The sequence below is a fragment of the Bacteroides sp. An322 genome (assembly GCF_002161765.1).
GTDB classification, from domain to species: domain Bacteria; phylum Bacteroidota; class Bacteroidia; order Bacteroidales; family Bacteroidaceae; genus Phocaeicola; species Phocaeicola merdavium.
In genome coordinates, this window is the sequence record NZ_NFIN01000015.1 from 21,197 (window position 1) to 45,888 (window position 24,692).

Consider the following 24,692-nt stretch of genomic DNA (forward strand, 5'->3'; position numbering starts at 1 on the left):
TTAGCTTATATCTTACAACATTTTCTTATAAGCCCGGCGGCGTTTGTGCTGTACCGATTCGAATGCACTCCATTGCGACTGGACTTTCTTATTCAATTCCAATTCAGGATTGCTTTCACCATATTTAAATCCCATTTGCTGGTAAACGGGAACCAAATCGTAGAACAATAAGGCATTGACTCCCTTGCTTTGATATTCGGGTTTCACACCCACAAGCAATAAGTCGAGCACTTTCGGTTTTTTGAAGAAAAGTGCTTTCAACAAATGATACCAGCCGAAAGGCAGCATCTTTCCTTCTGCTTTTTGCAATGCTTCGGAAAGTGAAGGCATCGAAATTCCTACCGCTATCAGTTCGCTGTTCTCGTCTTCCACTAATGACACCATGCGCAGGTCGATGAGCGGAAGGTACATCTTAATATATTGGTTAATCTGTCTTTGGGTCATTTTCGAATAGCCGTAAAGCGGAGCGTATGCTTCGTTAATCAAGTCGAAAATCTTCTGACCGTAATTTTTCGTCTTTATCTCTTTCCGTTTCAATTTCTTTATTCTCAGCTTATACTTCTGGAGAATGATTTCCGAGATACGTACAAACTTCTCGGGCAATTTATCGGGCACTGTCAATTTAAACTCCACCCAATCGGCTTCTTTTTCAAAGCCTAACTTCTCCAGGTGTTGCGGATAATACGGGAAATTATAAATGGTAGACATGGTACTTAGCTGGTCGAACCCTTCTATCAGCATGCCTTCCGCATCCATGTCTGTAAATCCTAACGGTCCTACCATCGCTTCCATTCCCCGTTCTTTTCCCCAACGGGCTACGGTATCAAGCAAGGCTTCTGAGACTTCGATGTCATCAATGAAATCAATCCATCCGAAACGGACTTCTTTCTTGTTCCACGTCTCGTTAGCACGCTTGTTGATAATTGCCGCTACACGTCCTACTACCTTATTATTATTATAAGCAAGAAAATAATCAGCCTCGCAGAATTCGAATGCCGCATTTCTTTTGGGGCTAAACGTCCCTAACATATCATCGTACAAATCAGGTACGGAATAGGGATTCCCTTTGTATAACTCGTAATTGAAACGGATAAAGGTCTTCAGCTCCTTTTTTGAGCTTACTTTCTTAATGATAATGGCCATCTGTTCGTTAAAGTATGTATTTCAGGGCGTAAAGATACAAATTTTTTATCTGAAAACGTATAAGTACTATCTATTTTTCCTTAATTATAAGGCGAATAAGGAGCTATTGTTTACGCAGAAAAAGAAAAAAGCACTTGCGATTTCTCGTAAGTGCTTGATTTTCTTCGTGGACCAGCCAGGGCTTGAACCTGGGACCTCCAGATTATGAGTCTGTTGCTCTAACCAACTGAGCTACAAGTCCTACACAAAAAGTATTCCTTAAAAACTGAGCGCAAAGGTAATGGTTTATAGTGAGACTTGCAATAGTTGAGCATATTTTTTCGAAAAAAAAACTAATCTTTATCCGTTCTTACAATATATGTTGTATTTTTGCGGCACTAAAATTAACTAATAAACAGGCATTATGTCACAAAAAGCAAATGAACCCCACTTGACCGGACTTACCGATCAGGAAGTTCTCTCCAGCCGCGAGAAATACGGAGTCAACCTGCTTACTCCCCCTAAGCGGCCTTCTATGTGGAAACTCTATTTAGAAAAATTTCAAGACCCTGTTATCCGGGTATTGCTGGTAGCGGCGGTATTTTCGTTAATCATTTCCATTATTGAGAATGAATATGCCGAAACCATTGGTATTTTCTTCGCTATCTTCTTGGCTACGGGCATCGGATTCTATTTCGAATATGACGCGAACAAGAAGTTCGACCTTCTGAATGCGGTGGGCGAAGAGACGCCGGTTACTGTTATCCGGAACGGGAAAGTGCACGAGATTCCCCGCAAAGATGTCGTGGTAGGCGATATTGTTATTCTGAATACAGGCGAAGAAGTGCCAGCCGACGGTACCTTGCTGGAAGCCGTATCGCTTCAGGTGAATGAATCGAGCTTGACCGGAGAATTGATGGTGAACAAGACAACGGTGGAAGCCGACTTTGACGAGGAAGCCACCTATCCTTCGAACAGCGTGATGCGCGGCACGACCATTACCGACGGTCACGGCATGATGCGGGTAGAGCGCGTGGGCGATGCTACCGAAATCGGGAAAGTAGCTCGTCAGGCTACGGAGCAAAGCCAAGAGCAGACTCCGCTGAACATCCAGTTGACCAAACTTGCCGACCTTATCGGGAAAGTCGGGTTTACGATTGCTGCCCTTACCTTTATTATATTTACATCAAAAGACTTGTATGCCTATTTACAGGTGAATACGGTGAGCGACTGGCATCAGTGGCTCGATATCGCCCGCATCGTATTGAAATACTTCATGATGGCGGTTACCTTGATTGTCGTGGCGGTGCCCGAAGGTCTGCCGATGAGTGTCACGCTCAGCTTGGCGTTGAATATGCGCCGGATGCTGAAGACCAACAATCTGGTGCGCAAGATGCACGCTTGCGAAACCATGGGTGCCATAACCGTTATCTGCACGGATAAGACGGGAACCCTGACCCAAAACCTGATGCAGGTATATGACGCTCAACTGGACGAAAAACAAGCCGACTTGATAGCTGAAGGCATTGCAGCCAATTCGACCGCTTTCCTCGAAGAGAAAGCCGAAGGCGAGAAGCCGTCGGGAGTAGGCAATCCTACTGAGGTGGCATTGCTGCTTTGGCTCAACGGCAAAGGGAAAGATTATGAATCGCTGCGTGCAGGCGCCAAAGTGGTGAACCAGTTGACGTTCTCTACCGAACGGAAATACATGGCAACGTTAGTTGATTCGCCTATCCAAGGCAAACGTGTGCTTTACATCAAAGGCGCTCCCGAAATCGTAATGGGCAAGTGCAACCTGACTTCGGAACAGATAGCAAAGAATAACGAACAGCTTTTGGCTTATCAGAACAAGGCGATGCGTACCTTGGGGCTGGCTTATAAGATTGTCCCCGAAGGGGCTTCTACCGATTGCGCCGAACTGGTGAACGAAGGCGGGCTGACCTTCTCAGGCATCTTCGCTATCAGCGACCCGATACGTCCCGATGTGCCCGATGCGGTGAAGAAATGCCAGTCGGCAGGCATCAGCGTGAAGATTGTCACCGGAGACACGCCGGGAACAGCTACCGAGATTGCCCGCCAGATTGGTTTATGGAAGCCCGAAGACACCGAGCGCAACCGCATTACGGGCGTAGAGTTTGCCGCATTGAGCGACGAAGAAGCCCTTGACCGTGTGCTCGACTTGAAAGTGATGAGCCGTGCACGCCCGATGGATAAGCAACGCCTGGTGCAGCTGTTGCAGCAGAAAGGGGCTGTAGTAGCCGTGACGGGCGACGGAACGAACGATGCGCCCGCCTTGAATCACGCGCAAGTAGGTCTGTCGATGGGTACAGGAACCTCGGTGGCGAAAGAGGCAAGCGACATTACTTTGCTCGACGACTCCTTCCACAGCATTGCCACCGCCGTGATGTGGGGACGCTCTTTGTATAAGAATATCCAACGCTTTATCGTGTTCCAGCTGACTATCAACGTCGTGGCGTTGTTGAGCGTACTGTTAGGCGCGTTCTTCGGCACGTCGTTGCCATTGACCGTGACACAGATGCTTTGGGTGAACCTGATTATGGATACCTTCGCCGCAATGGCATTGGCGTCTATCTCGCCCAGCATGGACGTGATGAACGAAAAGCCGCGCAAGCGCACCGACTTTATCATCACTCCGGCGATGCGCAACAATATCTTCGGAGTCGGTTTGGGCTTCTTGGTGATACTGATGGGAATGCTGGCTTGCTTCAAGCACCTGCCGGGCGGACTGTTGCCCAACGGCGAAATGAGCGTGCATTACCTTACGGTCTTCTTCACGGTATTCGTGATGCTCCAGTTCTGGAACCTGTTTAATGCCAGCGTATTCGGCACCAACCATTCCATTTTCAAGGACGCCAGCCATGCCCTCGGCATGTTGAGTGTGGCATTGATTATCTTGGTCGGACAATTCATCATTGTCACCTTCGGAGGCAAAGTGTTCCGCACCGAGCCGCTTCCGCTCATGGAATGGCTTTACATCATCGGCGGCACTTCGTTCGTGTTGTGGATAGGTGAAATCTGGCGCGGAGTCAAACGTTTGGCTAAAAAGTAATCCGATGAGATTCATTACAGAGGAAAGCCGGTTGCCGTTGCTCCCTTGCGTGGCGACTATCGGATGCTTCGACGGCGTACACCGCGGGCACCGCTACCTGATAGAGCAGGTGCGCCGTGAAGCCCGGGCAAGAGGATTGCAGAGCACACTGATTACTTTCCCTGTTCATCCCCGGCAGGTGATGCAAAGCGATTATCGTCCGCAATGGCTCACTTGCCTTCCCCAGAAAAAAGATTTGTTACAGCAAGAGGATGCAGACTATTGCATCCTTTTGCCGTTTACGCACGAACTGTCGCTGCTCTCGGCACGGCAGTTCATGGAGTTGCTGCATGTCCGCTTCAACGTGCAGGCATTGGTTATCGGCTACGACCACCGCTTCGGGCACAACCGGAGCGAAGGTTTCGACGACTATTGCCGCTACGGGAAAGAGTTGGGCATCGAAGTCATTCACGCCCAAGCGTTGGTAGAGAATGGCGTTTCTATCAGTTCGTCGCTGATTCGGAACTTGCTGAAACAGGGCGATGCGGCGCGCGCCAACCGCTATTTGGGCTATCGCTATTACCTGGACGGGAAGGTGGTGAGCGGCTATCAGGTGGGGCGCAAGTTAGGATTCCCCACGGCGAATCTCCAGCCCTCGTGCACGGATAAGTTAGTCCCGAAAGAAGGGGTCTATGCCGTTTATGCCTACGCCGAAGGCAAGCGTTACGCCGGAATGCTGAACATCGGTCATCGCCCTACGGTAGACAACGGCACCGAGCGCAGCATCGAGGTGCACATCATCGGTTTCGAGGGCAACTTGTACCAGCATTCCCTCCGTGTAGAGTTCGTGCAATACCTCCGCCCGGAGCAGAAGTTCGAGGGCATCGAAGCCCTGATTTCCCAATTGCAGCGGGACAAGGAAGCAATCGTCCATTTGCTTGGCAGATAGACTTTCACCACAGAGGGAATAAATAAAGTAAATGTCCGCAAAATGCCAATGTAGGGGCGTATCGCATACGCCCGAAAACATCCACGTGGAGAAGCGGGTGCATTCGGACGTATGCGATACGCCCCTACATTTCATTTCTATAATTCTTCATTTTCCGTAGGCTCCGGTTCCGGCACATCCGGCCCTTCGCTTCCGTTAGTGCTGCCCGATACGCTTGCCAGCGAGCCTACCAAGCCGTTCATCTTGTCGATGAAAGCGTTCAGCTCTTCGGTGGGCTGCACAATGGCGTAGGCGTTCACCGTCTGTGCGATTTCCTGGTAGAGGCGGTTCGCTTCGGCTACGGCGTCGGCTGAACTGATGCTCTTTTGGCTGACCATTGCGCTCACCTCGTCGTTGCGGGCGTCGAAAGCCTCCTCGAAGGTGGCGTTCGCCTCGCGCAGGGCTTCCACCTCTTTGGTCAATCCCAGCGTGGTGACGGCAGCGGCGTTTTCCGGCTCGGCAAGCATTGCCAGCATCCCGCGGATTTCGGCGGTTTCCTTGTTGTATTCATGGTTGCCGATGCCCCGGTAGGGCGACATCTGCTGGTAGAGCAGCTGGGCGGCTGTGCGGCACTCGTCCACAGCCGAGTGGGTGTATGCGTTGATAACCAGACTGATAGTTCCCGTGGCGTTGTCGCGCAGCTTGTCCGCCTCGCGCATCTGCGGCGTGCTGACGAAAGCCCGCTTGCGGTTGACAATAGACGCCAGCAGGCTGGCGACGTCGGTGTATGCCGGCGCTTTGTCGTCGATGTGGAGGGCGGCGGGAGTCGCCTCGTTGATGTATTTCACTGCGGTGGTATGGAAGTTGCTGCATGCGCCGATAGTCATTTGCGTCATGCCGAAAGATTGGATTTGTTTTGCCATAATGATATGTTTTTTGAAAGTTATATTGTTCTACTTGTAGAGTCGGAAGACTCGGCAGGGGCGGTGAAACCGTCCAATGATGCGTAACCGCTGGTGAGCGAAGCGAACCTGCGGATGGCAGATGCGCTCAAGAACAGGGCTTCGAAGAAGTCCAATCGCACTGCCGAAACGTTATTCGACTTCTTCGAAGCCGATAAGTAAGTAGTGCTCTCACTCCGCAGGTTCGCTTCGCTCACCAGCGGTTACGTATCGTTGAGCCTCTTCAAGGCTCTGTTTCTTTGAGTTTGTAGGGGCGTATCGCATACGCCCTGAAAACATCCACGCGGAGAAGCGGGTGCATTCGGGCGTATGCGATACGCCCCTACGGCTTTATGCTTTTCCCGCACCCCTTGTTTCTCCCGAAAAAGGGCTTGCCGGACATGAATCGCGTGCGATTTGCCACTTCCGAGGGCTTGGCAGGCGTGAATCGCGTCATTGAGCCTCTTCAAGGCTCTCTTGCGTCACACACCTAATACGATGTTTGCATCGATGCTTAATTTCCGGCTCATCTCACGGGCTACTTTCAGTGTGGGTTCGCATTTCCCGGAGATGTAATCGCTCAGACGTGAAGGGCTGACTCCAATCAATTTCGCCAATGACTTCTGGTTCAGCCCCATTTCGTACATACGGAGTTTGAGGATGTCGACAAGCGTAGGTTCTCCCAATGCGAAATGCTCTTCCGAGTAGTCGGCAACGAGGTTGGAAAGCAATTCCAATTCGATGCTGTTGGGGTCGTCGAGAGGTGTCTCGTCCGTAACCAGCGGAAGAAGTTCCTCGACTCTTTTTACAGCCCAATCGTATTGGGCTTTTGTTTCTATCTTTGTCATAATTTTAAATTAAAAAAGAGGGTGTCTCAAAATAGAAACAGGATGACATTGCTTTTTGATACTCAATTTTCATTTTGAGACAGCCTGTTTCCGTGTTCTATTTTCTAATTACAGTTCCTTGATGCTGATTGCTACGCCGCCGCTGGGTGCAAGGCGTTGCTTCAGCACGGTTTTGCTTGAGACTTTCTTGGTGGAGATGACGTAATCTTGCGGATTGGTACGCCAGTCTGCTTTCTTGCCATCGGCATAGATGGTGGCTTCGTATTTCTTGCCTTCGGGCAGGAAGCTGAGGTCGATGACAGCTTCGCGTGCGTTTTCGTCGGTGATGCCGCCGATGTACCACTCGTTCTTGCCTTTTGCCTTGCGGGCTATGGTGATGTAGTCGCCCGGTTCGGCTTCTAAAATGTAAGTATTATCCCAGTCTACCGCCACGTCTTTGATGAACTGGAAAGCGTCGAGGTGCTTCTCGTAGCTTTGATAGAGGTCGGCAGCCATTTGGAGCGGGCTGTACATCGTGACGTAGAGGGCAAGCTGCTTCACTAACGTGGTGCTCAGTTTCGCCTGATTCGAGCCGTATTGCGAAAGGTCGCCTTCGAAGATGCCCGGCGTATAGTCCATCGGACCTCCCATCAGGCGGGTAAAGGGCAGGATAGTGGTATGGTCGGGACGGTTTCCTTTGAAGGATTCGAACTCGGTGCCGCGTGCCGATTCTTGCGCAATCCAGTTAGGATAGGTGCGGCACATACCGGTGGGGCGAACGGCTTCGTGCGAGTTGACCATAATCTTATATTGTGCAGCCGTTTCCGCCACGCGGTTGTAGTGGTTCACCATCCATTGTCCGTCGTGGTGCTCGCTGCGCGGGATGATTCCTCCTACGTAGCCCGTCTTCACGGCATCGTATCCGTATTTCTTCATAAAGCGGAAGGCATCGTGCATCTGGCGTTCGTAGTCGGCTACCGATGAGGTGGTTTCGTGGTGCATGATGATTTTCACGCCCTTCTCTTTGGCATAGCGTTGCAGTTCTGCCACATCAAAGTCGGGGTAAGGCTTGTCGAAGTCGTAGATGAATTCCTTGCTGTAGGCATAATTGTCTTCCCAGCCTTCGTTCCAGCCTTCTACCAATACGGCGTCGAATCCGTGTTTCGAGGCGAAGTCGATGTATTCTTTCACGTGTGCCGTGTTGGCTCCGTGATGTCCGTTCGGTTTCAGTTTGGTATAGTCTGTTTTACCGATGACGATGTCTTGCGTGTCGGTATATGCCCATGTCGAGCCTTGTCCTGTGAAGTATTCCCACCATACGCCGACATATTTCGTAGGATGAATCCACGAAGTGTCCGCCAATTTGCAAGGTTCGTTCAGGTTCAGTATCAGATTGGATGCCAAGATGTCGCGGGCATCATCGCTTACTACGATAGTACGCCACGGCGTAGTGCTTCCCGTCTGCACGTATGCTTTTGTGCCGTTGCGGTCGGGAGTCAGGTGGGTGCTGAGTACAAATCCCTTGTCGTCCAAGTTCAGTTGTATGGCAGGATAGTTCACCAAAGCAGCTTCGTGGATGTTGATGTACAGTCCGTCATCCGATTTCAGCATCAGAGGGGTCTGCACGGCAAGATTGGGAGTAGCGGAACGAATGGCGAGCGGTTCTTGACGCACACTGTCTATCAGGCTTGCCACTTCCGAAAGTTTCGAAGTCGTGGTAGGGTATTCGTTTGTATCATAGTCGCCCGGAAGCCAGAAGGCTTTGTGATCGCCCGTCAGGCGGAATTCGGTTTCTTCTTCGTTTACCGTGAAGTGACGCAGTTCTTTCTGTACCGGAAATTCGTAGCGGAAGCCCAATCCGTCATCGAACAGGCGGAAGCGTAAGTTCAGTAGCCATCCGGTTCCGTTTTGCTTCATTGCCACAAACAGTTCGTTGTGGTGGTCACGGATTTCATTGTATTGACCCCATACAGGTTTCCAAGTCGTGTTGCTTTCCGAAGTCTGCGTGTCGGTGATTGTGAAATTCCGGTCGAATTGATAATCAGGGCGTACGCTGAATCCCAATTTACTCTCTTTGATAACCTCTTTCCCTTTGTATTGCAGGGAATAGACCGGTGTACCTTCTGCCGAAAGGCGGAATTGCAAAGTCAGGTTTCCGTCCGGCGATTTCAGTGTCTGTGCAAACATTGTTCCTGCCCAAGCAAGCAGAAACAGGCAAATGATACTTAATCGTTTCATAGAATGGTATGTTTTTAGGTAAAGATTTACTCCTTATTAGTTTGTATGGTGTTTCTATTTTGAAACGCAGATTTTCGCAGATTCACGCAGATTGAATTAATTATTTAAATTATAATTTGCGTGAATCTGCGGAAATCTGCGTTTTTTTCATCACATCAATTGTGTGCTATAAACGCGTTTCTTTATATAAAAAACAACTGAAAACGCCAATACACTTAGGCGCAAAAGAAGAAAATATATGCTCTTTTACCCCTTCTATAAGCTCGTATAGCCGCATTTCATTAAAAAATTATCGTTTTTCGATAAATTTTTCTCGAAAACCTTTGGTAGTATAAAAATAATGCCTACATTTGCATATCGAAAAACGATAAATAATTATCGAAATAGAGAACAAAACCAGATTAATAAAAACATTAAAGACATACGATTATGAAAAAGACATTTGTTATGAAAGCCATTGCCGCTATCTTTGCAACTACGATGATGAGTTTCACAACCGCTGCTGAAGCCAGTGCTCAAAACACCTTTGTTTACGGACAAGACGGAAACACGATGACTGTTTCTACCCTGAATGCCGACGGGCTTTCGATTACTCCGAAGCTGAAATACGAATACCAGTATGACGCCAATGGCAATCTTTTGGAAAAGAAGGCTTACCGCTGGAACAAGGACAACCGTTCATGGCAACCCGCTTACCTGCTGAATTACCTTCCGGGCGACGGCATTTATATGATTGACTATGCCGAATACGACAAGGCTTCGGGCGCGTTTACGCAAAACATCCAGACCAGCATCTATTACCAGCAAGCCGAAAGCGACCTGTTATTAACCGAAGTTCAGAGATAATCCACTTGATTCATTCACCTAATTATTATATAAAGGAGATACTATTATGGGACGTGTTATTAAACTTTTTATCTATTACCTGCTTTACACATTCGCTTTCTCCGGTATCTTTGCCGGAGGCTATATGATAGCCAACCACACACTGGAGTTCCCCCAATCCGATCCGGAAGTGTTCCAGCTCACCATGTGGGCGCAAGTACTCTCTACCATGGCGGTAGGTGCCCATTTGTTGGTTTGGAAATATGTAAAACGTGACCAATTATCTTTAAGCTTCCCCAATACGGCTAAGGTGTTGCTTGTCTCGGTTATCCTTATCGTAGGCATGGGGTTTTGGACAAATTATCTGACCGAACTGACCGGATTGCCCAATACGATGGAAGAATTCTTTGCCCAAGCGATGAATAACCCGTTAGGCATCATCTCCATAGTAATAATGGCACCCATTGTAGAAGAACTGCTGTTCCGCGGAGGAATGCAAGGGCACTTAATGCGTAAATGGAAGAATCCCGCATGGGCGATTTTGGCATCTGCCCTCATCTTCGGTCTCGTACACGGTAATCCCGTACAGATGTTTTTCGCTTCCATTTTGGGATTGGTACTCGGCTGGGTATATTACCGCACGGGCAGCCTTCTTCCGGGTATATTGATGCACTTTATCAACAACGGTATGTCGGTGTTGCTTTTCCACCTCTCAGGCGGAAAAGACGAGACTATGACCGAAGCCTTGGGTACGACCGGAGCTATCAGCCTTGCTATCGTAGGCGTGGTATTGACCGTTTGGAGCATCTGGTACATCAAGACCCGCCTGATTCCGAATCAGATAGTATGGAAAGAAACACCCGCTCCGGTAGAAGAAGTGATTGTTTCAGAGGATAAAGAACAAGCATAATTAACCAACTGTAGGGGCGTGGTTTGTCCGCCCGTATGCATCTACGTAGATGTTTTGGGCGGGCAAACCCCGCCCCTACAAAAAATAGATTATATTCATTTATGAAAACAGTACGCATTTTAGGGATTATCGTGATAGTGGCACTGATAGGGAACTTTATCAAAGATGCCATACCCGGATTCATAGACGGGTGGAACGATGCCGAAGCCGATTCTCAATTGGTTTTGCCTGCCGATTTCAATTCTGTATCCTTATCGGTAGAAGGTTATAAAGAAGGGATGTCTGATAGTCTGTTCAATCAGGCTATGCAGGCGAATGTTCCCTGCGAGGTGAACGGAGTAAGCACCTACGTGAAACATAATTCATGGGTGCACGCCATGGGATTTGTTATCTTTCCTGTTACATTGCTCGTCTTTTATGGGATTTATTGCCTGATACGCCTGCTGGTAGCGGTGGGCAGGGGCGAGATTCTGATTCGGAAAAATATCCGCCGTTTGCGTTTCTTCATTTATCCGATAATGGCGTTTTCCGCCTTGTTCGAATTACAGAGTTATATCCTTTACCGGGCAGCCATGAACGAGTTGGTATCTTCCGATTACGCGTTCGATGAGTTCCATTTGAAATATTCGTGGACTTTCATGTTAGTGATTGCCCTCTTGACCGAGATTTTCGCCCAAGCGGTCCGCATTAAGGAAGAGAACGATTTAACCATATAATAATCAATCATTGCATTTTATGAAAAAGAGACTGAACCTTATTTGCTTAGGAGTTGTCATCTCCATTCTTATTTCCATGTCTTTAGTCTTTAATATGTTTTATTATGGCTTCAAAGCAGGAGTCGATGCATACGAACAAGGGAAAGCGGGTGTGGAAAAGCTTGACGTGACCTATAAACTGATTGGCACAATGCCGACCGATGTTATCACCAACGAAACCACTACAGCCATTAATACGAAAGACGGTTCTTCGGTTTCTATTCTTCCATTCATCAGCATGATAGGGATTCCGAATGAAAAAGCCGGTGCCACCGACTCTATATTCCTTTCTTTATTGGACTGGGTAGTGACAATATGCCTCATTTATGCCATAGTCCAGTTTGCCAAGATGATTCGGAATATTCACCGAAACATCATCTTCGATTGGGCGAACGTGAAACGCTTGCGCCGCTTGGGAATATCGCTTATCCTTAGCTTCTGTTGTTCAACGGCAATAATCGCCATTAACAATTACTTGGTTTCTCAAGTAATCAGCTTGAAAGACAGTTCTTTCTCTATCTCCTTCCAGCTTTCCGACCCGACACTGCTTATTGGCTTCACCGCTTTGCTGTTTGCCGAAATATTTGCAATCGGTTTGAAGATGAAAGAAGAGAATGATTTAACCATATAATGCATGAGATTATGAATGTAAAGAAACTGAAATCCGCAATAGGAATTGTTGTCACTTGGGCGCTTTCCTTTATGCTTATGGCAGGCTTTTATATACAATGTATCTTCTTGCCCTTTTTTCGGGGGACGGAGTATCAAGTATGGGGCATCCTGCTGGTAATCCCTTGGCTATACGCCATACAATATCTTTATTATAAACTAATCAAGCGTTATACCAAGTGGTGGGACGTTTGGAAAGAGAAATAAGGACAGGCTTTTGATGCGAATGCGTTAAACGGTTCTATCCGTTGATGAATATAATTGCGAAGGCGGTACGATTAGTAATCGTTCCAACGGAGCAGATAAATGTGAGGGCGTAATCAAAGTAGTGTAACATGACAAATAAATTCATTCATATCAAACATTTAAAGACTTAGGAACTTATGACAACAAAACCCGATAAACAATTGGTGCAATATAGCGAAGCATTGATGGTGCTTTCTATTTTTAGTGCAACGTTTTTTGGTATATCGAACCTTTTCCCTATCTGCTACGAGTTAGGAAAAGACGCAAGCGATACATTCATCTGGTTTGCCCTGGTGCAGGGCATAAAGGCATACGCAATGTTTTTCATCGCCGTCCTGACCTACTTTTTGGCACGCAATGTCCGCAAAGGTATTGTCTTTAGCCCGATTAACCAACGTATTCTGTTTGCCATTGGAGGCTCAACCGTCATTTCCGGCGCGATTATTAATGCCATTATTAACTGTTCCTCCCTTGAGATGCCGACTGATACCAGTTTGTTGCTTATCATCATCGGATTGTTCATCGTTCTTGTTTCGTTGATGTTCAAGATTGGCATCCGAATGCAGGAGGAACAAGACTTAACCGTATAAACCCTATACGCCTATGAAACCGAAAAGCAACTATACCCGAGTGATGGCAGGATTCTACATCTTCCTGTGTCTCATTGCCTCGCTGATTCTTGGCGAAATCATTTATTTTGTAGCGATAGTCCCCTTGATATCCAATCATATTTGGCTCCCGTTCATCAATATCATTTGGATTTATATTGTCGCTGTGATTTATTATAAACTAACCCGCCGTTATACCAAATGGTGGAAAAAACTGGAAAACAAACAATAACGCTTATGCCGATTATAGTAAACCTTGACGTGATGATGGCGAAACGGAAAGTTTCGTTAGGAGAGCTTGCAGAGCGGGTGGACCTTACTCCGGCAAACCTTTCCATCCTGAAAACAGGAAAAGCCAAAGCGGTGCGCTTCTCTACCTTGGAAGCGATCTGCAAGGAACTGGATTGCCAGCCCGGCGACATACTGGAATACCAGGCGGAAGAAGAGTGATTTTATATTGAACGCAGAGACACAAAGACGCGGAGGAATAAAGAGAGAGAAAGCAAAGGTCACAGAGCCAAACGCCACTCTCTGGATTCTTTGCTCTCTCAAAAAATAAAACTCTGCGCTTTTGCGTCTCTGCGTTTAATTATATTGTTTATATCGTTAATTCTCTGTATCTTTGCAGCCGAATTAGACATTATAGATAAATGAAGACATTTGAAGAACTTGGCGTAGCCCCTGAAATACGCAAAGCGATTGAAGAAATGGGATATGAGAATCCCATGCCGGTACAAGAAGAAGTGATTCCTTACCTGTTGGGAAACGGGAATGATGTAGTGGCTCTGGCACAGACCGGAACCGGAAAAACAGCTGCATTTGGCTTGCCGCTGATACAGAAAATTGACGTAAGTAACCGCGTGCCGCAAGCATTGATTCTTTGCCCTACGCGCGAACTTTGCTTGCAGATAGCAGGTGACCTGAATGATTATTCGAAGTATATCACCGACTTGAAGATAATACCCGTTTATGGAGGTTCGTCCATCGAGAGCCAAATCAAAAGCTTGAAGAAGGGCGTACATATCATTGTCGCTACTCCGGGACGCCTTATCGACCTTATCGAGAGAAAAGTAGCGAAGCTGGAAACCATCCGTGACGTAGTGATGGATGAAGCAGACGAAATGCTGAACATGGGCTTTACCGATAGCATCAATGCTATTTTGGAGAAAGTGCCAGCCGACCGCAATACTTTGATGTTCTCGGCTACGATGAGCCCGGAAATCTCCCGTATTGCTAAGACTTATCTTCACGATGCGAAGGAAATTACCATCGGTACGAAGAATGAAGGTACGAAGAACGTGCACCATGTGGCATACATTGTACATGCTAAAGACAAATACTTGGCGTTGAAACGTGTCGTTGACTTCTACCCGATGATTTACGGCATTATCTTCTGCCGCACCCGTTTGGAAACGCAGGAAATTGCCGACAAGCTGATACAAGACGGATACAATGCAGATTCGTTGCACGGTGAATTGAGTCAGGCGCAACGTGACTTGGTGATGCAGAAGTTCCGCCAGCGTCATTTGCAATTGTTAGTAGCAACGGACGTGGCTGCCCGCGGACTGGATGTGAACGACCTGACTCATGTCATCAACTACGGTTTGCCCGATGATACTGAAAGCTATACGCACCGGAGCGGACGTACAGGACGTGCAGGAAAGACCGGTATCTCTATCGCTATCATGAACTTGCGCGAGAAAGGCAAGATGAAGCAAATCGAGCGCATCCTCAATAAGAAATTCAGCATCGAAACTTTGCCTACCGGACAAGCTATCTGCGAACAACAATTAATCAAGTTGGTAGACGACATCGAGAAGGTAAAGGTAGACGAAGAGGAAATCGAAGCATTCTTGCCGGGCATTTACCGCAAATTGGAATGGCTGAGCAAGGAAGACTTGATTAAGCGTGTCGTATCGATGGAGTTCAACCGCTTCTTGGATTATTACAAGAACGCGCCGGAAATAGACCAGCCCAGTTCGAACGAAAAAGGGAAAGAAAAGAAAGAAAAGAAGAAAGGGGAGCGTCCCGAACGCCGGGAACGTTCGCGTACAGCCGAGAAGGGATATACCCGCCTTTTCATCAACTTAGGAAAGACCGACGGTTTCTTCCCCAATCAAGTGATTGAGCTTATCAACCGCAACTTGAAGAAAGAGCGTATCGAAGTAGGACGTATCGACTTGATGCAGAACTTCTCGTTCTTCGAAGTTATCGAAGCACAGGCTCCGAAAGTTGTTAAAGCACTGAATAAGGCGACTTACAACGGACGGAAAGTTGTAGTGGAAGTAGCTGCGGAAAACGAAGGAAAGAGTGATAAGGGCGGAAAGAAGCGTGTAAAAGAGACTAAAAAGTCGAAGTCGCGCAGAGAAGAGCCCGAATACGAAATAGCACGCAAATCGAAACGTAAAGACGACTGGAAGCAATTCTTCCAACATGAAAATGATTTCTCTGGACCTGATTTCGGCGAAGAAGCCGGCTGGGGGAAAAAGAAGAAGAAACGGAAATAGTTAACGAGCTAATTAGTATAAGGAAACGCAGATTCGCGCAGATTTACGCAGATTTAATTTATAATTAAGAATAATCTGAGAAAATCTGCGCGAATCTGCGTTTCTTCATGATAGTATTAGTTACACACTATTACCTATTCACTCTCAAAAGGTCTTTCTTCAGGATATATCCGGCGAAGCATAGTATTAATAAGGTATTGAACGCCAAGCGTCCGAATACATTCGCAATGCTTACTTCTTCGGCGATGATATACAATATGGCGGCAAAGACCAAATAAATTGCCATGTCTTTCAACGGATAAGCCACGGGATATTTCTTCTGCCCTATAATATAAGAAAGGAGGGTAATCAGTCCGTATCCGGCAACCGATGCCCATGCGGAAGCTACATAACCATATTGAGGGACTAACCAAATATTCAACACTAAGATAACAACGCATCCGATAATCGAGAAATATGCGCCCCATTTCGTCTCATCGGTCAGCTTATACCAAAACGAAAGGTTGAAATAGATGCCTTTGAAGATTTCCGCCCCCATTACGATAGCCACTACACCCAGCCCTTCCCAATAATCGGGAGCAATCAAATAACGCAGTATATCCATATAGAACATCACGGCAAGGAAAGCCAAGAGCGAGAAAATGAAGAAGTATTTCATTGCCTTGGCATACATCTCCCGGTTATCGCCTTCTTTGTTCTTGCCGAATACAAAAGGCTCGTAGGCATAGCGGAAGGCTTGGGTAAACATCGCCATGACCATAGCCACTTTACTCGTCGCGCTATAGATACCTAATTGCACCAATCCCTCTTGCCGGTCTTCGAACAAGAACGGATAAATCATCTTGTCTACCGTTTGGTTCAGGATGCCTACCAAGCCGAATATCAGGATAGGGAACGAATAACTCACCATTTGCTTCATCAACGGACGGTCTAAGCGATAGGAAAATCCTCTTAGTTCGGGAATGAAGAAAAACATCTGTACCGCCGACATGATGAGGTTCGACACGAAGATGTAGCCTACTAAATAATCGGGACGATAGAACCAATCGATTGCTTCGGGTGACACCTTATATATATAAGGGCACAGCAAAAGGAAGAAAAGGTTTAACACGATATTGCCGATGATATTGAATAGCTTGATAGCCGCAAATTTCATCGGTTTCTTCTGATAGCGCAAATAAGCGAAAGGGATGCATTGGAACGAATCGAGTGCCACCACAATCACCATCATGGCGATATAGTCGGGGTGGTCGGGATATTCCAGAAATGTGGATAACGGATGGATGAACGCCAAGCAAAGCGTCACAAACAACAAAGACAATCCGCCCACAAACAATAATGCGTTGGCATATACATGCTTCGGGTCGGCATCGGTCTTATTGGCAAAGCGGAAGAATCCCGTTTCCATACCGAAAGTCAGCAATACCAATATCAATGCCGTATAAGCATATACATTCGATACCACTCCATAACCGCCCGATGCCGCCGGGATGACCGCCGTATAAAGTGGTACTAACAAATAATTCAAAAATCTGCCCACGATACTGCTCAATCCATAGATAGCGGTATCTTTAGCCAATGATTTCAGTCCAGCCATAAGTCTTATTATAATAAAACGCAGAGACGCAAAAGCGCAAAGTCTTTAGTTGAGAGAAAGCAAAGGACACGGAGGGGCAAGCATAAAGCCTCTGTGTGCTTTGCCTCTTCTAAAAATAATTCTCTGCGCTTCTGCGTCTCTGCGTTCGGTAAATTCTAAGTTAATCGAATAATGTTTTTTGTTCACTCCACTGGCTTCTGCCCAAATGCTGATAAGCCAGTTCGGTTACTTCCCTTCCGCGGGGCGTACGTTTTAAGAAACCTTCCTTGATGAGGAATGGCTCGTACACTTCTTCTATTGTGCCGGGGTCTTCTCCCAATGCCGTGGCAATCGTGGTCAAGCCCACCGGACCGCCTTTGAACTTGTCGATAATCGTACAAAGCAACTTATTGTCTATCTGGTCCAGTCCGTAACGGTCGATGTTCAATGCCTCTAAGGCAAACTTGGCTATCTTCAAGTCGATGCGTCCCGAGCCTTTCACTTGTGCAAAGTCGCGCACCCGGCGGAGCAAGGCATTGGCGATACGGGGCGTTCCTCGGCTTCGCGAAGCAATCTCACCTGCCGCTTCCTTATCGCAGGGCACGCCTAAGATACGGGCTGAGCGCAGGATGATATTGGTCAATATAGCGTCCTCGTAATACTCCAAATGCAGGTTGATGCCAAATCGTGCCCGCAACGGAGCGGTCAGCAAGCCGCTTCGGGTGGTAGCTCCTACCAATGTGAACGGGTTTAAGTCGAGCTGGATGCTCCGAGCCGAAGGTCCTTTGTCTATCATGATATCGATGCGGTAATCTTCCATTGCCGAGTACAGATATTCTTCCACCACCGGACTCAGGCGGTGTATTTCATCGATAAACAAGACATCGTTCGGCTCCAGACTGGTCAAGACTCCAGCCAAGTCACCGGGTTTATCCAATACCGGACCTGAAGTAACACGGAATCCCACTCCTAATTCGTTGGCAATGATGTTGCTCAACGTGGTCTTTCCCAATCCGGGAGGGCCGTGAAGCAACACATGGTCGAGTGCTTCGGCACGAAGCCTTGCCGCTTTAACAAAAATGCGCAGATTATCCACTACCTTCTCTTGCCCGCTGAAGTCTTCAAACTGGAGCGGACGCAGGGCGTTTTCGAAGTCCCGCTCCTTTCCGGTAGGCTTATAATCGCGTATGTCGAACTGTTCTTCCATAATTTCTTTCTGAATCTCTTGCAAAGGTAATGAATAATCTGAGTTATTTTAGTACTTTTGTTGAATAAAACACAGAGACACGGAGGCACAGAGCTTTTAAAAGAGTAGAGATGCGGCATTAAATAAGATGAATGCCCGCATTTCATTAATTAACTTGTAGGGGCGTATCGCATACGCCCGAATGCGCACACTTATCCACGTGGATGTTTTCAGGGCGTATACAATACGCCCCTACATTGACTCTTTACGGAAATTCTCTGTGTTCGATATAAATTAAGAATACAGAAGATATGGCTACATTTCAAACCACACACATCGTTTACTTCTCGCCCACCCATACATCGGAGAAGATAGCCCGTGCCATTGGTGAAGGCATCGGTATGGAGCGACGTATCGAGACCGACCTGACCTTAGACGAAGGGACTTCGCCTATCGAAATCAAAGATTCGCTTACCATACTTGCCGCGCCCGTATATGGCGGGCGGGTGGCTCCTATCGCTTTGCAACGCATGAAACGCTTGAAAGGGACGAATGCTCCGGTTATATTGGTTGCGGTTTACGGGAACCGCGATTATGAAGACGCTTTGGTGGAATTGCGTGATACGGCTATCGGATTGGGTTTCTCGCCTTTATCCGCGGGAGCTTTCATCGGCGAGCATAGCTATAGCACGCCTCTTTTGCCCGTGGCGATGGGCAGGCCCGATGAGGCTGACCTCGGCATTGCCCGAGAGTTCGGAAAAGAAAGTTTATCGAAGTTGGAGCGAACAAATCTCCCTATTCCGGCGTTTTATGTCAAGGGGAATGTCCCGTACAAACCGTTGATGAGCGGGAAGCCTTCGGCGCCGGTATGCACCGGAAATTGCTTCGGATGCGGAGAGTGCGTCGAGGTATGTCCCACACATGCTATTTATATAAATAAGGAGGGCGTCATCGAGACCGATATAAACCGTTGCATCCGTTGTTGCGCTTGTGTGAAGGCTTGCCCGAACGGGGCACGCATCTACGATAACCCGTTTGCGGCTTTCTTGCACGAGAACTTCAGCGCAAGGCGTGAACCGGAATTGTTCCTATAAGCAAAGGCTGAGGCATATACTTGCAACGGTCAACTCAGATAGATGGATTGCCCGTTGCAGATAGTTGCATTAATGAAATATCTTGTAGGGGCGTATTGCATACGCCCGAAAACATCCACTTGAATCCAATTGGTGCATTTGGGCGTATGCGATACGCCCCTACAAGTTAATTGATGAAATGCGGACATCATTATTCATTTCAATTGACTATAAAATAGAAATATGACAAAAGACAAACGAGTATTGGTGGGGATGAGCGGGGGAATAGATAGCTCTGCCGCCTGCATCATGTTGCAAGAACAAGGATATGAAGTGGTAGGCGTGACCATGCGCACCTGGGATATCCCTTCACATTTTTCTTCTCCTGAACAGGAACAGCCCGACGAGATAGTGGAAGCGCAAGCCGTAGCTGCCCGCCTCGGTATCGAGCACCATGTAGCCGATGTGCGTGAAGAGTTCCGGAAAGTCATCGTGCAATACTTTATCGATGAATACATGTGCGGTCGTACCCCGAATCCGTGTGTGATGTGCAATCCGCTTTTCAAGGAACGTATCTTGTGCGAATGGGCAGACCGTACCGGATGCCAATGGATAGCCACGGGGCATTATTGCCAAATTGAGAAGCGGAACGGGCATTGCTACATCGTGACCGGGGATGATGAGACGAAAGACCAATCGTATTTCCTATGGAAACTTCCGCAAGAGATTTTGGAACGGATGTTGCTTCCGCTGGGCGGGATGACCAAAGAAACCGTCCGCGAATACCTTGCCCAAAAAGGATTTGAGGCGAAAGCCAAAGGAGGGGAAAGCATGGAAATCTGTTTCATAGACAAGGATTACCGGGATTTCCTGCGCGAACATTGCCCCGACATAGACGAGCGTATCGGTCCGGGATGGTTTGTGGATAGCAAAGGATTGAAGTTAGGGCAACACAAAGGATTCGCCTATTATACCATCGGGCAACGGAAAGGATTAGGCATCGCTTTGGGAGAACCGGCATACGTGTTGAAAATCAATCCTGAAAAGAATACGGTGATGTTGGGGAATGCCGACCAGTTGAAGACTGAATACATGTTGGTAGAACCTCCCGTGGCTCCTGATATCGAAGAACTCTTGACCTGTCCGGATCTTTCGGTGCGCATCCGATACCGAAGCCGTCCGATTCCTTGCCAGGTCCTTCAATTGCCGGATAACGGCTACTTGCTGGTGAAGTTTGCTACGGAGGCTTCTGCTATCACCCCCGGGCAATCGGCGGTATTTTATGACGGGAATCGCGTATTGGGCGGAGGCTTTATCGCTTCCCAGCAGGGAATAAGGAAAATAAGTGCGGAACATGCATCGTATTTTGATAAGAAATGCTGACAAAAATGTGAACAAACCGCAAGTTTGAATTGTTCTGTTCATAACATATTAAAAAAATAATAAATAAAAAACTATCAAAAAAGAAACAAGCTATCTGTTTTTTTTATACCTTTACCTTTGGTAAGCAATATCTATATAACACAAAAATAAAAAGATTATGAAACTAAGAAGAAATCTTACCGCACTCGTACTTGGATTAAGCACGATTGCAGCGTTTGCCCAGACTGACGGCAACACCGAGACACGCCAGATTAAAGAAGAAGGCAAGACCGTATTTAACCCGCACTGGTTTATGCAAGTACAAGCTGGTGCTTCGCATACTGTGGGAGAAGCTAAATTCGGAGACCTGATTTCTCCAGCCGCTGCATTGAACGTAGGTTACCAATTCACTCCGTTGTGGGGATTGCGTGCCGGTCTGAGTGGCTGGGAAGCTAAGGGTGCATGGGTAAGCCCCCAAACTATTTACAAGTACAATTACTTGCAGGGGAATGTAGATGCTACACTTAACTTAAGCAACTTGTTCTGCGGTTACAATCCGACCCGTTTCTTCAATGGATACCTGTTCGGTGGTATCGGTGTCAACGGAGGATTCAACAACGATGAAGCTGTAGCTATTAACGATGCCGGACATCGGTTGGAATACTTATGGCGCGATAGCAAAGTGAATGTCGTAGGCCGTTTTGGTTTGGGCACTAACTTACGCATCAGCGACCATGTGTTCTTCAACCTTGAAGTAAATGCCAATGTCATGTCAGACAAGTATAACTCAAAGAAAGCAGGCAATGCTGACTGGCAATTTAATGCTTTGGCTGGATTTACCTTCAAGTTCGGAAAAACTTACACAAAGACCGAACCGGTTTACTATGAACCTGCTCCCGCTCCTGCTCCGGCACCTGTCGTAGAAGAAAAGAAAGAAGAACCGGCTCCCGCTCCAGAACCTGTAAAGGTACAACCGATGAAGCAGAACATCTTCTTCCTCATCAATTCTTCTGAAATCCGTTCTTCTGAACAAAGCAAAGTCAATGACCTTATCGCTTACCTGAAGGAACATACTGACGCTAAAGTTTCTCTGACCGGATATGCAGACAAGAATACCGGAAATGCACGTATTAACAAGAAATTGTCGCAAGAACGTGCCGAAGCTGTTGCTGAAGCTCTGAAAGCACAAGGCATTGCTGCCGACCGTATTACGGTAGACTATAAGGGCGATACTGTACAGCCGTTTAGTGTAATCGAAGAAAACCGTGTTACGGTTTGTATAGCTGAATAAGCGATTGCTCTTTCTATAACCAAACTGTATCCTGAAAGATTTCATGCGTCAAGGCTGTATCTTTCAGGATACAGTTTTTTTTATATGTAAACTTATGGGAATCAAGTTATCGAAAAGGAAATTGAAGAAAGGGCGTTTCTCGCTCTATTTAGATTGCAACCTCGAAGGCAAGCGTTTTAAGGAAAGTCTGGGCATCACCTTAGAACCGCCTACATGCAAAGAGGCAAGGCAAGCCAATTGCGTAAAATGGCAATTGGCTAAACTTCTACGCGCACGGCGTGAAATTGATTATTTGCATACCCATTACTGGTCGAAACTGCCTCCGCTTTTTCAGGTATCCAATGCACAAAGGCACTCCGATGAAGAAACCGAAACACTTGCAAATCCCAATGAGCCGATTGATTTGCAGGAACCGGATTCACTTGATTTTTTCCTGGTCGCAGCAAGCTATCAGAATATATATCATCGGAAAGATTTCCGGATGGTGCAAGCGGTTTTTGCTTATCTGAAACAATTTCATGCTTCACCTTTACCGATAAGAGACATTACACGCAGTTTTTGTACCGATTTCTTTTGCTTCTTGCAAGATAAGCTGCATGGCAATACTCCGGTCAATTATTTTAAGAAATTCAAGATGTGCCTGGAATATTGTGTAGAAGAAAACCTGCTGCCCGCTAATCCAGCCAGAGGCATCCGCCTGAGCCAATATAACGACGTGACCAAAGAAATCCTTTCAACCAAAGAACTCATTAAACTGACCCTTACGCCTTGCCGGAATCCGGAAGTCAAACGGGCTTTCCTGTTTTCTTGCCAAAGCGGATTGCGCTGGTGTGACGTGCAAGATTTATGTTACAAGAACATTGATTTTGCACAAAGGCATCTCACCTTGGTGCAGAAAAAAGTAGCCGGGCATTCTCAAAAGTCGGTTTTACACCTACACTTAAACGAAAATGCCATACGCCTGTTGCAAGAATCACACGGCGCGCCCGATGACCCTGTATTCAGACTCCCTTCCCATTCATACAGCCTGCGGCTTATTAATGAATGGACTGCCCATGCAGGCCTGCGCAAGCATATTTCGTTCCATTGTGCACGGCATACGTTCATTACTTCCATCATGGCACGGGGAGCAAGTATCAAAACAGCCGCCTCTTTAGCAGGACATTCCAGCACACGGCATACTGAAAAATACATACATATCATTGATAAACAAAAACAACAGGCTGTAGACAGTCTTCCGCCTCTTCCACTTTGAAACAAAAAAAATAAAAATTTACAGCTAAATTGATAAGAAATCAATCCTTTTTATATACATTTGCGCAATTAAATTAACAAACTTAATTTGAGTTTATGAACGAACTGAAAGTTAGCCTAAAAAGAATAGCCGAAGACGGCTTTACACGCAACGACGAAATATTGGCTGATGCATCGAAAGCATTGGTTCCGCAAATGGGTTTCGAGTTGCTTTCTGACATTAATAAGAACTTGCTTACCATTGTGGCACATGTTGGGTTTGTAACTCCTGCCAAAGAAGTGGCAGCAGCCTTGCGTTTCCGCTTCACGCTCGAAGTAGACAGCTTGAGCAAATTGGAACATACAACGAATCCGCAAAAAGGGACACATCAATATAAATTCCCGAACGGATTCATCGAAGCGATACTGACCGATGTATATGCTACAGCCCGTATCCTCATGGCGCAAAAGTTGGCAGGTACCCGCTTGGAAAATGCTTATTTGCCCTTCGGAGGAGCAAGCAGCTTGATTCGTACAATGAAACGATAAAGAGCTGTCTGATATGACAAAACAAGAAGCCTTAAAACTTTTTGAGGACAAGAAAGTCCGCACTGTATGGGACGATGAACAAGAAAAATGGTATTTTTCTATTATTGATGTAATAGCTATTCTTACTGATAGTCCAGATCCCAAACGATATTGGAGTGTATTAAAATCCCGTATCAAAAAAGAGGGGCATGAACCTACTACAATTTGTAGTACTTTGAAACTTCGTGCAGCCGACGGCAAAATGCGCTTAACAGATGTGGCTGATACCGAACAGCTTTTCCGGATTATCCAGTCTGTACCATCGCCCAAAGCCGAACCTTTCAAGCAATGGATGGCTCGTGTGGCATAGGTTGCACGTGAACAGCTTGAACAGCAATTAGGCCGTTCTGTCATATCATCGGCAAAAGCTAATGATTATTTGCTCCTTTCCGAAGAAAATATAGTTAATCAGAAATGAAATGCGAAAAACATTTGTCATGCTGAACGAAGTGAAGCATCTCGGATGCGTCCACGTGAATGTACACGAGATCCTTCACTTGCGTTCAGGATGACAATACATTGGAATATTTTCGCAAACCAATTTTGTTTTACTATAAATCGGAAGAAAATTTGTAGCATTGTTTACCTGACAAATCAGGAGATAAAACGAAGCCTGCTTCATCGGCCAACGAAGCAGGCTTCGTTTGTTGATACATCCGGCTTCGTAAGCCGATGAAGCAAGGTTCGTTTTTTGTATCTTCTCTAACGATATGATTCGCTCTTGTAATTTTGTTATTTATTTCATTATAATTTTATGA

25 protein-coding genes, 1 tRNA gene and 1 pseudogene are annotated in these 24,692 nt (G+C 46.7%); 18 read left to right on the forward strand and 9 right to left on the reverse strand.

Translation table 11 applies throughout. From position 1 onward, the window contains the following. Positions 1-12 precede the first annotated feature (12 nt). Positions 13-1,143 (reverse strand): N-acetyltransferase, encoded by a 1,131-nt coding sequence (locus B5F91_RS09180; RefSeq protein ID WP_087428798.1) that lies wholly within the window; start codon positions 1,141-1,143, stop codon positions 13-15. A 167-nt stretch (positions 1,144-1,310) separates the two neighbouring features. Continuing rightward, a tRNA-Ile gene (locus tag B5F91_RS09185) sits at positions 1,311-1,384 on the reverse strand. A 162-nt stretch (positions 1,385-1,546) separates the two neighbouring features. On the opposite strand from B5F91_RS09185, the gene B5F91_RS09190 reads away from it, so the two are divergent. Together B5F91_RS09190 and B5F91_RS09195 are read left to right on the forward strand one after the other, a co-directional pair. After that, on the forward strand, positions 1,547-4,192 hold the full coding sequence (locus tag B5F91_RS09190; RefSeq protein ID WP_087428799.1) for a calcium-translocating P-type ATPase, PMCA-type: 2,646 nt from the start codon (positions 1,547-1,549) through the stop codon (positions 4,190-4,192). A gap of 4 nt (positions 4,193-4,196) precedes the next feature. Continuing rightward, complete coding sequence (locus B5F91_RS09195) at positions 4,197-5,120, forward strand: bifunctional riboflavin kinase/FAD synthetase (RefSeq protein ID WP_087428800.1); 924 nt, start codon at positions 4,197-4,199, stop codon at positions 5,118-5,120. Positions 5,121-5,257: 137 nt separating this feature from the next. On the opposite strand, the gene B5F91_RS15200 is transcribed toward B5F91_RS09195, so the two are convergent. Further along, positions 5,258-5,818, reverse strand: a complete 561-nt coding sequence (locus tag B5F91_RS15200; RefSeq protein ID WP_239416391.1) for a DUF6261 family protein — start codon at positions 5,816-5,818, stop codon at positions 5,258-5,260. On the opposite strand from B5F91_RS15200, the gene B5F91_RS15205 reads away from it, so the two are divergent. Further along, entirely contained in the window at positions 5,724-6,062 is a 339-nt protein-coding gene (locus tag B5F91_RS15205; RefSeq protein ID WP_158099908.1) for a hypothetical protein, read from the forward strand. The two genes, B5F91_RS15200 and B5F91_RS15205, sit on opposite strands and share 95 nt — an antisense overlap. Here B5F91_RS15205 and B5F91_RS14945 read toward each other — a convergent pair. The 4 genes from B5F91_RS14945 to B5F91_RS09210 all read right to left on the reverse strand — a co-directional run bounded on the left by B5F91_RS14945 (position 6,043) and on the right by B5F91_RS09210 (position 9,105). Next, positions 6,043-6,258 (reverse strand): hypothetical protein, encoded by a 216-nt coding sequence (locus tag B5F91_RS14945; protein WP_144025094.1) that lies wholly within the window; start codon positions 6,256-6,258, stop codon positions 6,043-6,045. The genes B5F91_RS15205 and B5F91_RS14945 overlap by 20 nt on opposite strands. Before the next feature lie 6 nt (positions 6,259-6,264). After that, positions 6,265-6,510: a hypothetical protein gene (locus B5F91_RS14950; protein ID WP_144025095.1), complete on the reverse strand. Its 246-nt coding sequence runs from the start codon at positions 6,508-6,510 to the stop codon at positions 6,265-6,267. A gap of 12 nt (positions 6,511-6,522) precedes the next feature. Continuing rightward, the gene (locus tag B5F91_RS09205) at positions 6,523-6,888 is read right to left on the reverse strand and encodes a helix-turn-helix domain-containing protein (RefSeq protein ID WP_087428802.1); all 366 of its coding nucleotides are present in this window, start codon (positions 6,886-6,888) and stop codon (positions 6,523-6,525) included. Positions 6,889-6,996: 108 nt separating this feature from the next. Then, positions 6,997-9,105, reverse strand: a complete 2,109-nt coding sequence (locus B5F91_RS09210; protein WP_087428803.1) for a glycoside hydrolase family 97 protein — start codon at positions 9,103-9,105, stop codon at positions 6,997-6,999. Between the two features lie 429 nt (positions 9,106-9,534). On the opposite strand from B5F91_RS09210, the gene B5F91_RS09215 reads away from it, so the two are divergent. From B5F91_RS09215 to B5F91_RS09255, 9 genes are all read left to right on the forward strand, one after another. After that, positions 9,535-9,951, forward strand: a complete 417-nt coding sequence (locus B5F91_RS09215) for a DUF3836 domain-containing protein (RefSeq protein WP_087428804.1) — start codon at positions 9,535-9,537, stop codon at positions 9,949-9,951. A 46-nt stretch (positions 9,952-9,997) separates the two neighbouring features. Continuing rightward, on the forward strand, positions 9,998-10,840 hold the full coding sequence (locus B5F91_RS09220; RefSeq protein ID WP_087428805.1) for a type II CAAX endopeptidase family protein: 843 nt from the start codon (positions 9,998-10,000) through the stop codon (positions 10,838-10,840). Between the two features lie 101 nt (positions 10,841-10,941). Next, entirely contained in the window at positions 10,942-11,556 is a 615-nt protein-coding gene (locus B5F91_RS09225) for a DUF2975 domain-containing protein (protein ID WP_158099909.1), read from the forward strand. Between the two features lie 19 nt (positions 11,557-11,575). Continuing rightward, positions 11,576-12,226 (forward strand): DUF2975 domain-containing protein, encoded by a 651-nt coding sequence (locus tag B5F91_RS09230; protein ID WP_087428807.1) that lies wholly within the window; start codon positions 11,576-11,578, stop codon positions 12,224-12,226. 11 nt (positions 12,227-12,237) lie between these two features. Continuing rightward, complete coding sequence (locus B5F91_RS09235; RefSeq protein ID WP_144025096.1) at positions 12,238-12,471, forward strand: hypothetical protein; 234 nt, start codon at positions 12,238-12,240, stop codon at positions 12,469-12,471. Positions 12,472-12,647: 176 nt separating this feature from the next. Further along, positions 12,648-13,100 (forward strand): DUF2975 domain-containing protein, encoded by a 453-nt coding sequence (locus tag B5F91_RS09240; protein ID WP_087428809.1) that lies wholly within the window; start codon positions 12,648-12,650, stop codon positions 13,098-13,100. Positions 13,101-13,113: 13 nt separating this feature from the next. Then, on the forward strand, positions 13,114-13,350 hold the full coding sequence (locus B5F91_RS09245; RefSeq protein WP_087428810.1) for a hypothetical protein: 237 nt from the start codon (positions 13,114-13,116) through the stop codon (positions 13,348-13,350). A gap of 5 nt (positions 13,351-13,355) precedes the next feature. Beyond that, on the forward strand, positions 13,356-13,568 hold the full coding sequence (locus B5F91_RS09250; protein ID WP_087428842.1) for a helix-turn-helix transcriptional regulator: 213 nt from the start codon (positions 13,356-13,358) through the stop codon (positions 13,566-13,568). A gap of 200 nt (positions 13,569-13,768) precedes the next feature. Then, positions 13,769-15,625 carry a DEAD/DEAH box helicase gene (locus B5F91_RS09255; protein ID WP_087428811.1) on the forward strand — a complete coding sequence of 619 codons (1,857 nt, stop codon included), beginning with the start codon at positions 13,769-13,771 and terminating at the stop codon, positions 15,623-15,625. A 130-nt stretch (positions 15,626-15,755) separates the two neighbouring features. Here B5F91_RS09255 and B5F91_RS09260 read toward each other — a convergent pair whose 3' ends face one another. After that, the gene (locus tag B5F91_RS09260; protein WP_087428812.1) at positions 15,756-17,222 is read right to left on the reverse strand and encodes a polysaccharide biosynthesis C-terminal domain-containing protein; all 1,467 of its coding nucleotides are present in this window, start codon (positions 17,220-17,222) and stop codon (positions 15,756-15,758) included. 160 nt (positions 17,223-17,382) lie between these two features. Further along, positions 17,383-18,408 (reverse strand): Holliday junction branch migration DNA helicase RuvB, encoded by a 1,026-nt coding sequence (gene ruvB, locus B5F91_RS09265; protein WP_087428813.1) that lies wholly within the window; start codon positions 18,406-18,408, stop codon positions 17,383-17,385. 290 nt (positions 18,409-18,698) lie between these two features. Here ruvB and B5F91_RS09270 point away from each other — a divergent pair, with 290 nt between their 5' ends. The 6 genes and pseudogenes from B5F91_RS09270 to B5F91_RS09295 form a co-directional block, all read left to right on the forward strand. Next, on the forward strand, positions 18,699-19,481 hold the full coding sequence (locus tag B5F91_RS09270; protein ID WP_087428814.1) for a 4Fe-4S binding protein: 783 nt from the start codon (positions 18,699-18,701) through the stop codon (positions 19,479-19,481). Between the two features lie 222 nt (positions 19,482-19,703). Beyond that, positions 19,704-20,843 (forward strand): tRNA 2-thiouridine(34) synthase MnmA, encoded by a 1,140-nt coding sequence (gene mnmA / locus B5F91_RS09275; RefSeq protein ID WP_087428815.1) that lies wholly within the window; start codon positions 19,704-19,706, stop codon positions 20,841-20,843. Positions 20,844-21,000: 157 nt separating this feature from the next. Further along, the gene (locus tag B5F91_RS09280; protein WP_087428816.1) at positions 21,001-22,113 is read left to right on the forward strand and encodes an OmpA family protein; all 1,113 of its coding nucleotides are present in this window, start codon (positions 21,001-21,003) and stop codon (positions 22,111-22,113) included. 94 nt (positions 22,114-22,207) lie between these two features. Then, entirely contained in the window at positions 22,208-23,368 is a 1,161-nt protein-coding gene (locus B5F91_RS09285) for a site-specific integrase (RefSeq protein ID WP_087428817.1), read from the forward strand. A 95-nt stretch (positions 23,369-23,463) separates the two neighbouring features. Then, positions 23,464-23,895, forward strand: a complete 432-nt coding sequence (locus B5F91_RS09290; protein WP_087428818.1) for a hypothetical protein — start codon at positions 23,464-23,466, stop codon at positions 23,893-23,895. Positions 23,896-23,908: 13 nt separating this feature from the next. Continuing rightward, positions 23,909-24,235, forward strand: a pseudogene (locus B5F91_RS09295) (Bro-N domain-containing protein); the annotation flags it as partial. Positions 24,236-24,692: the final 457 nt, after the last annotated feature.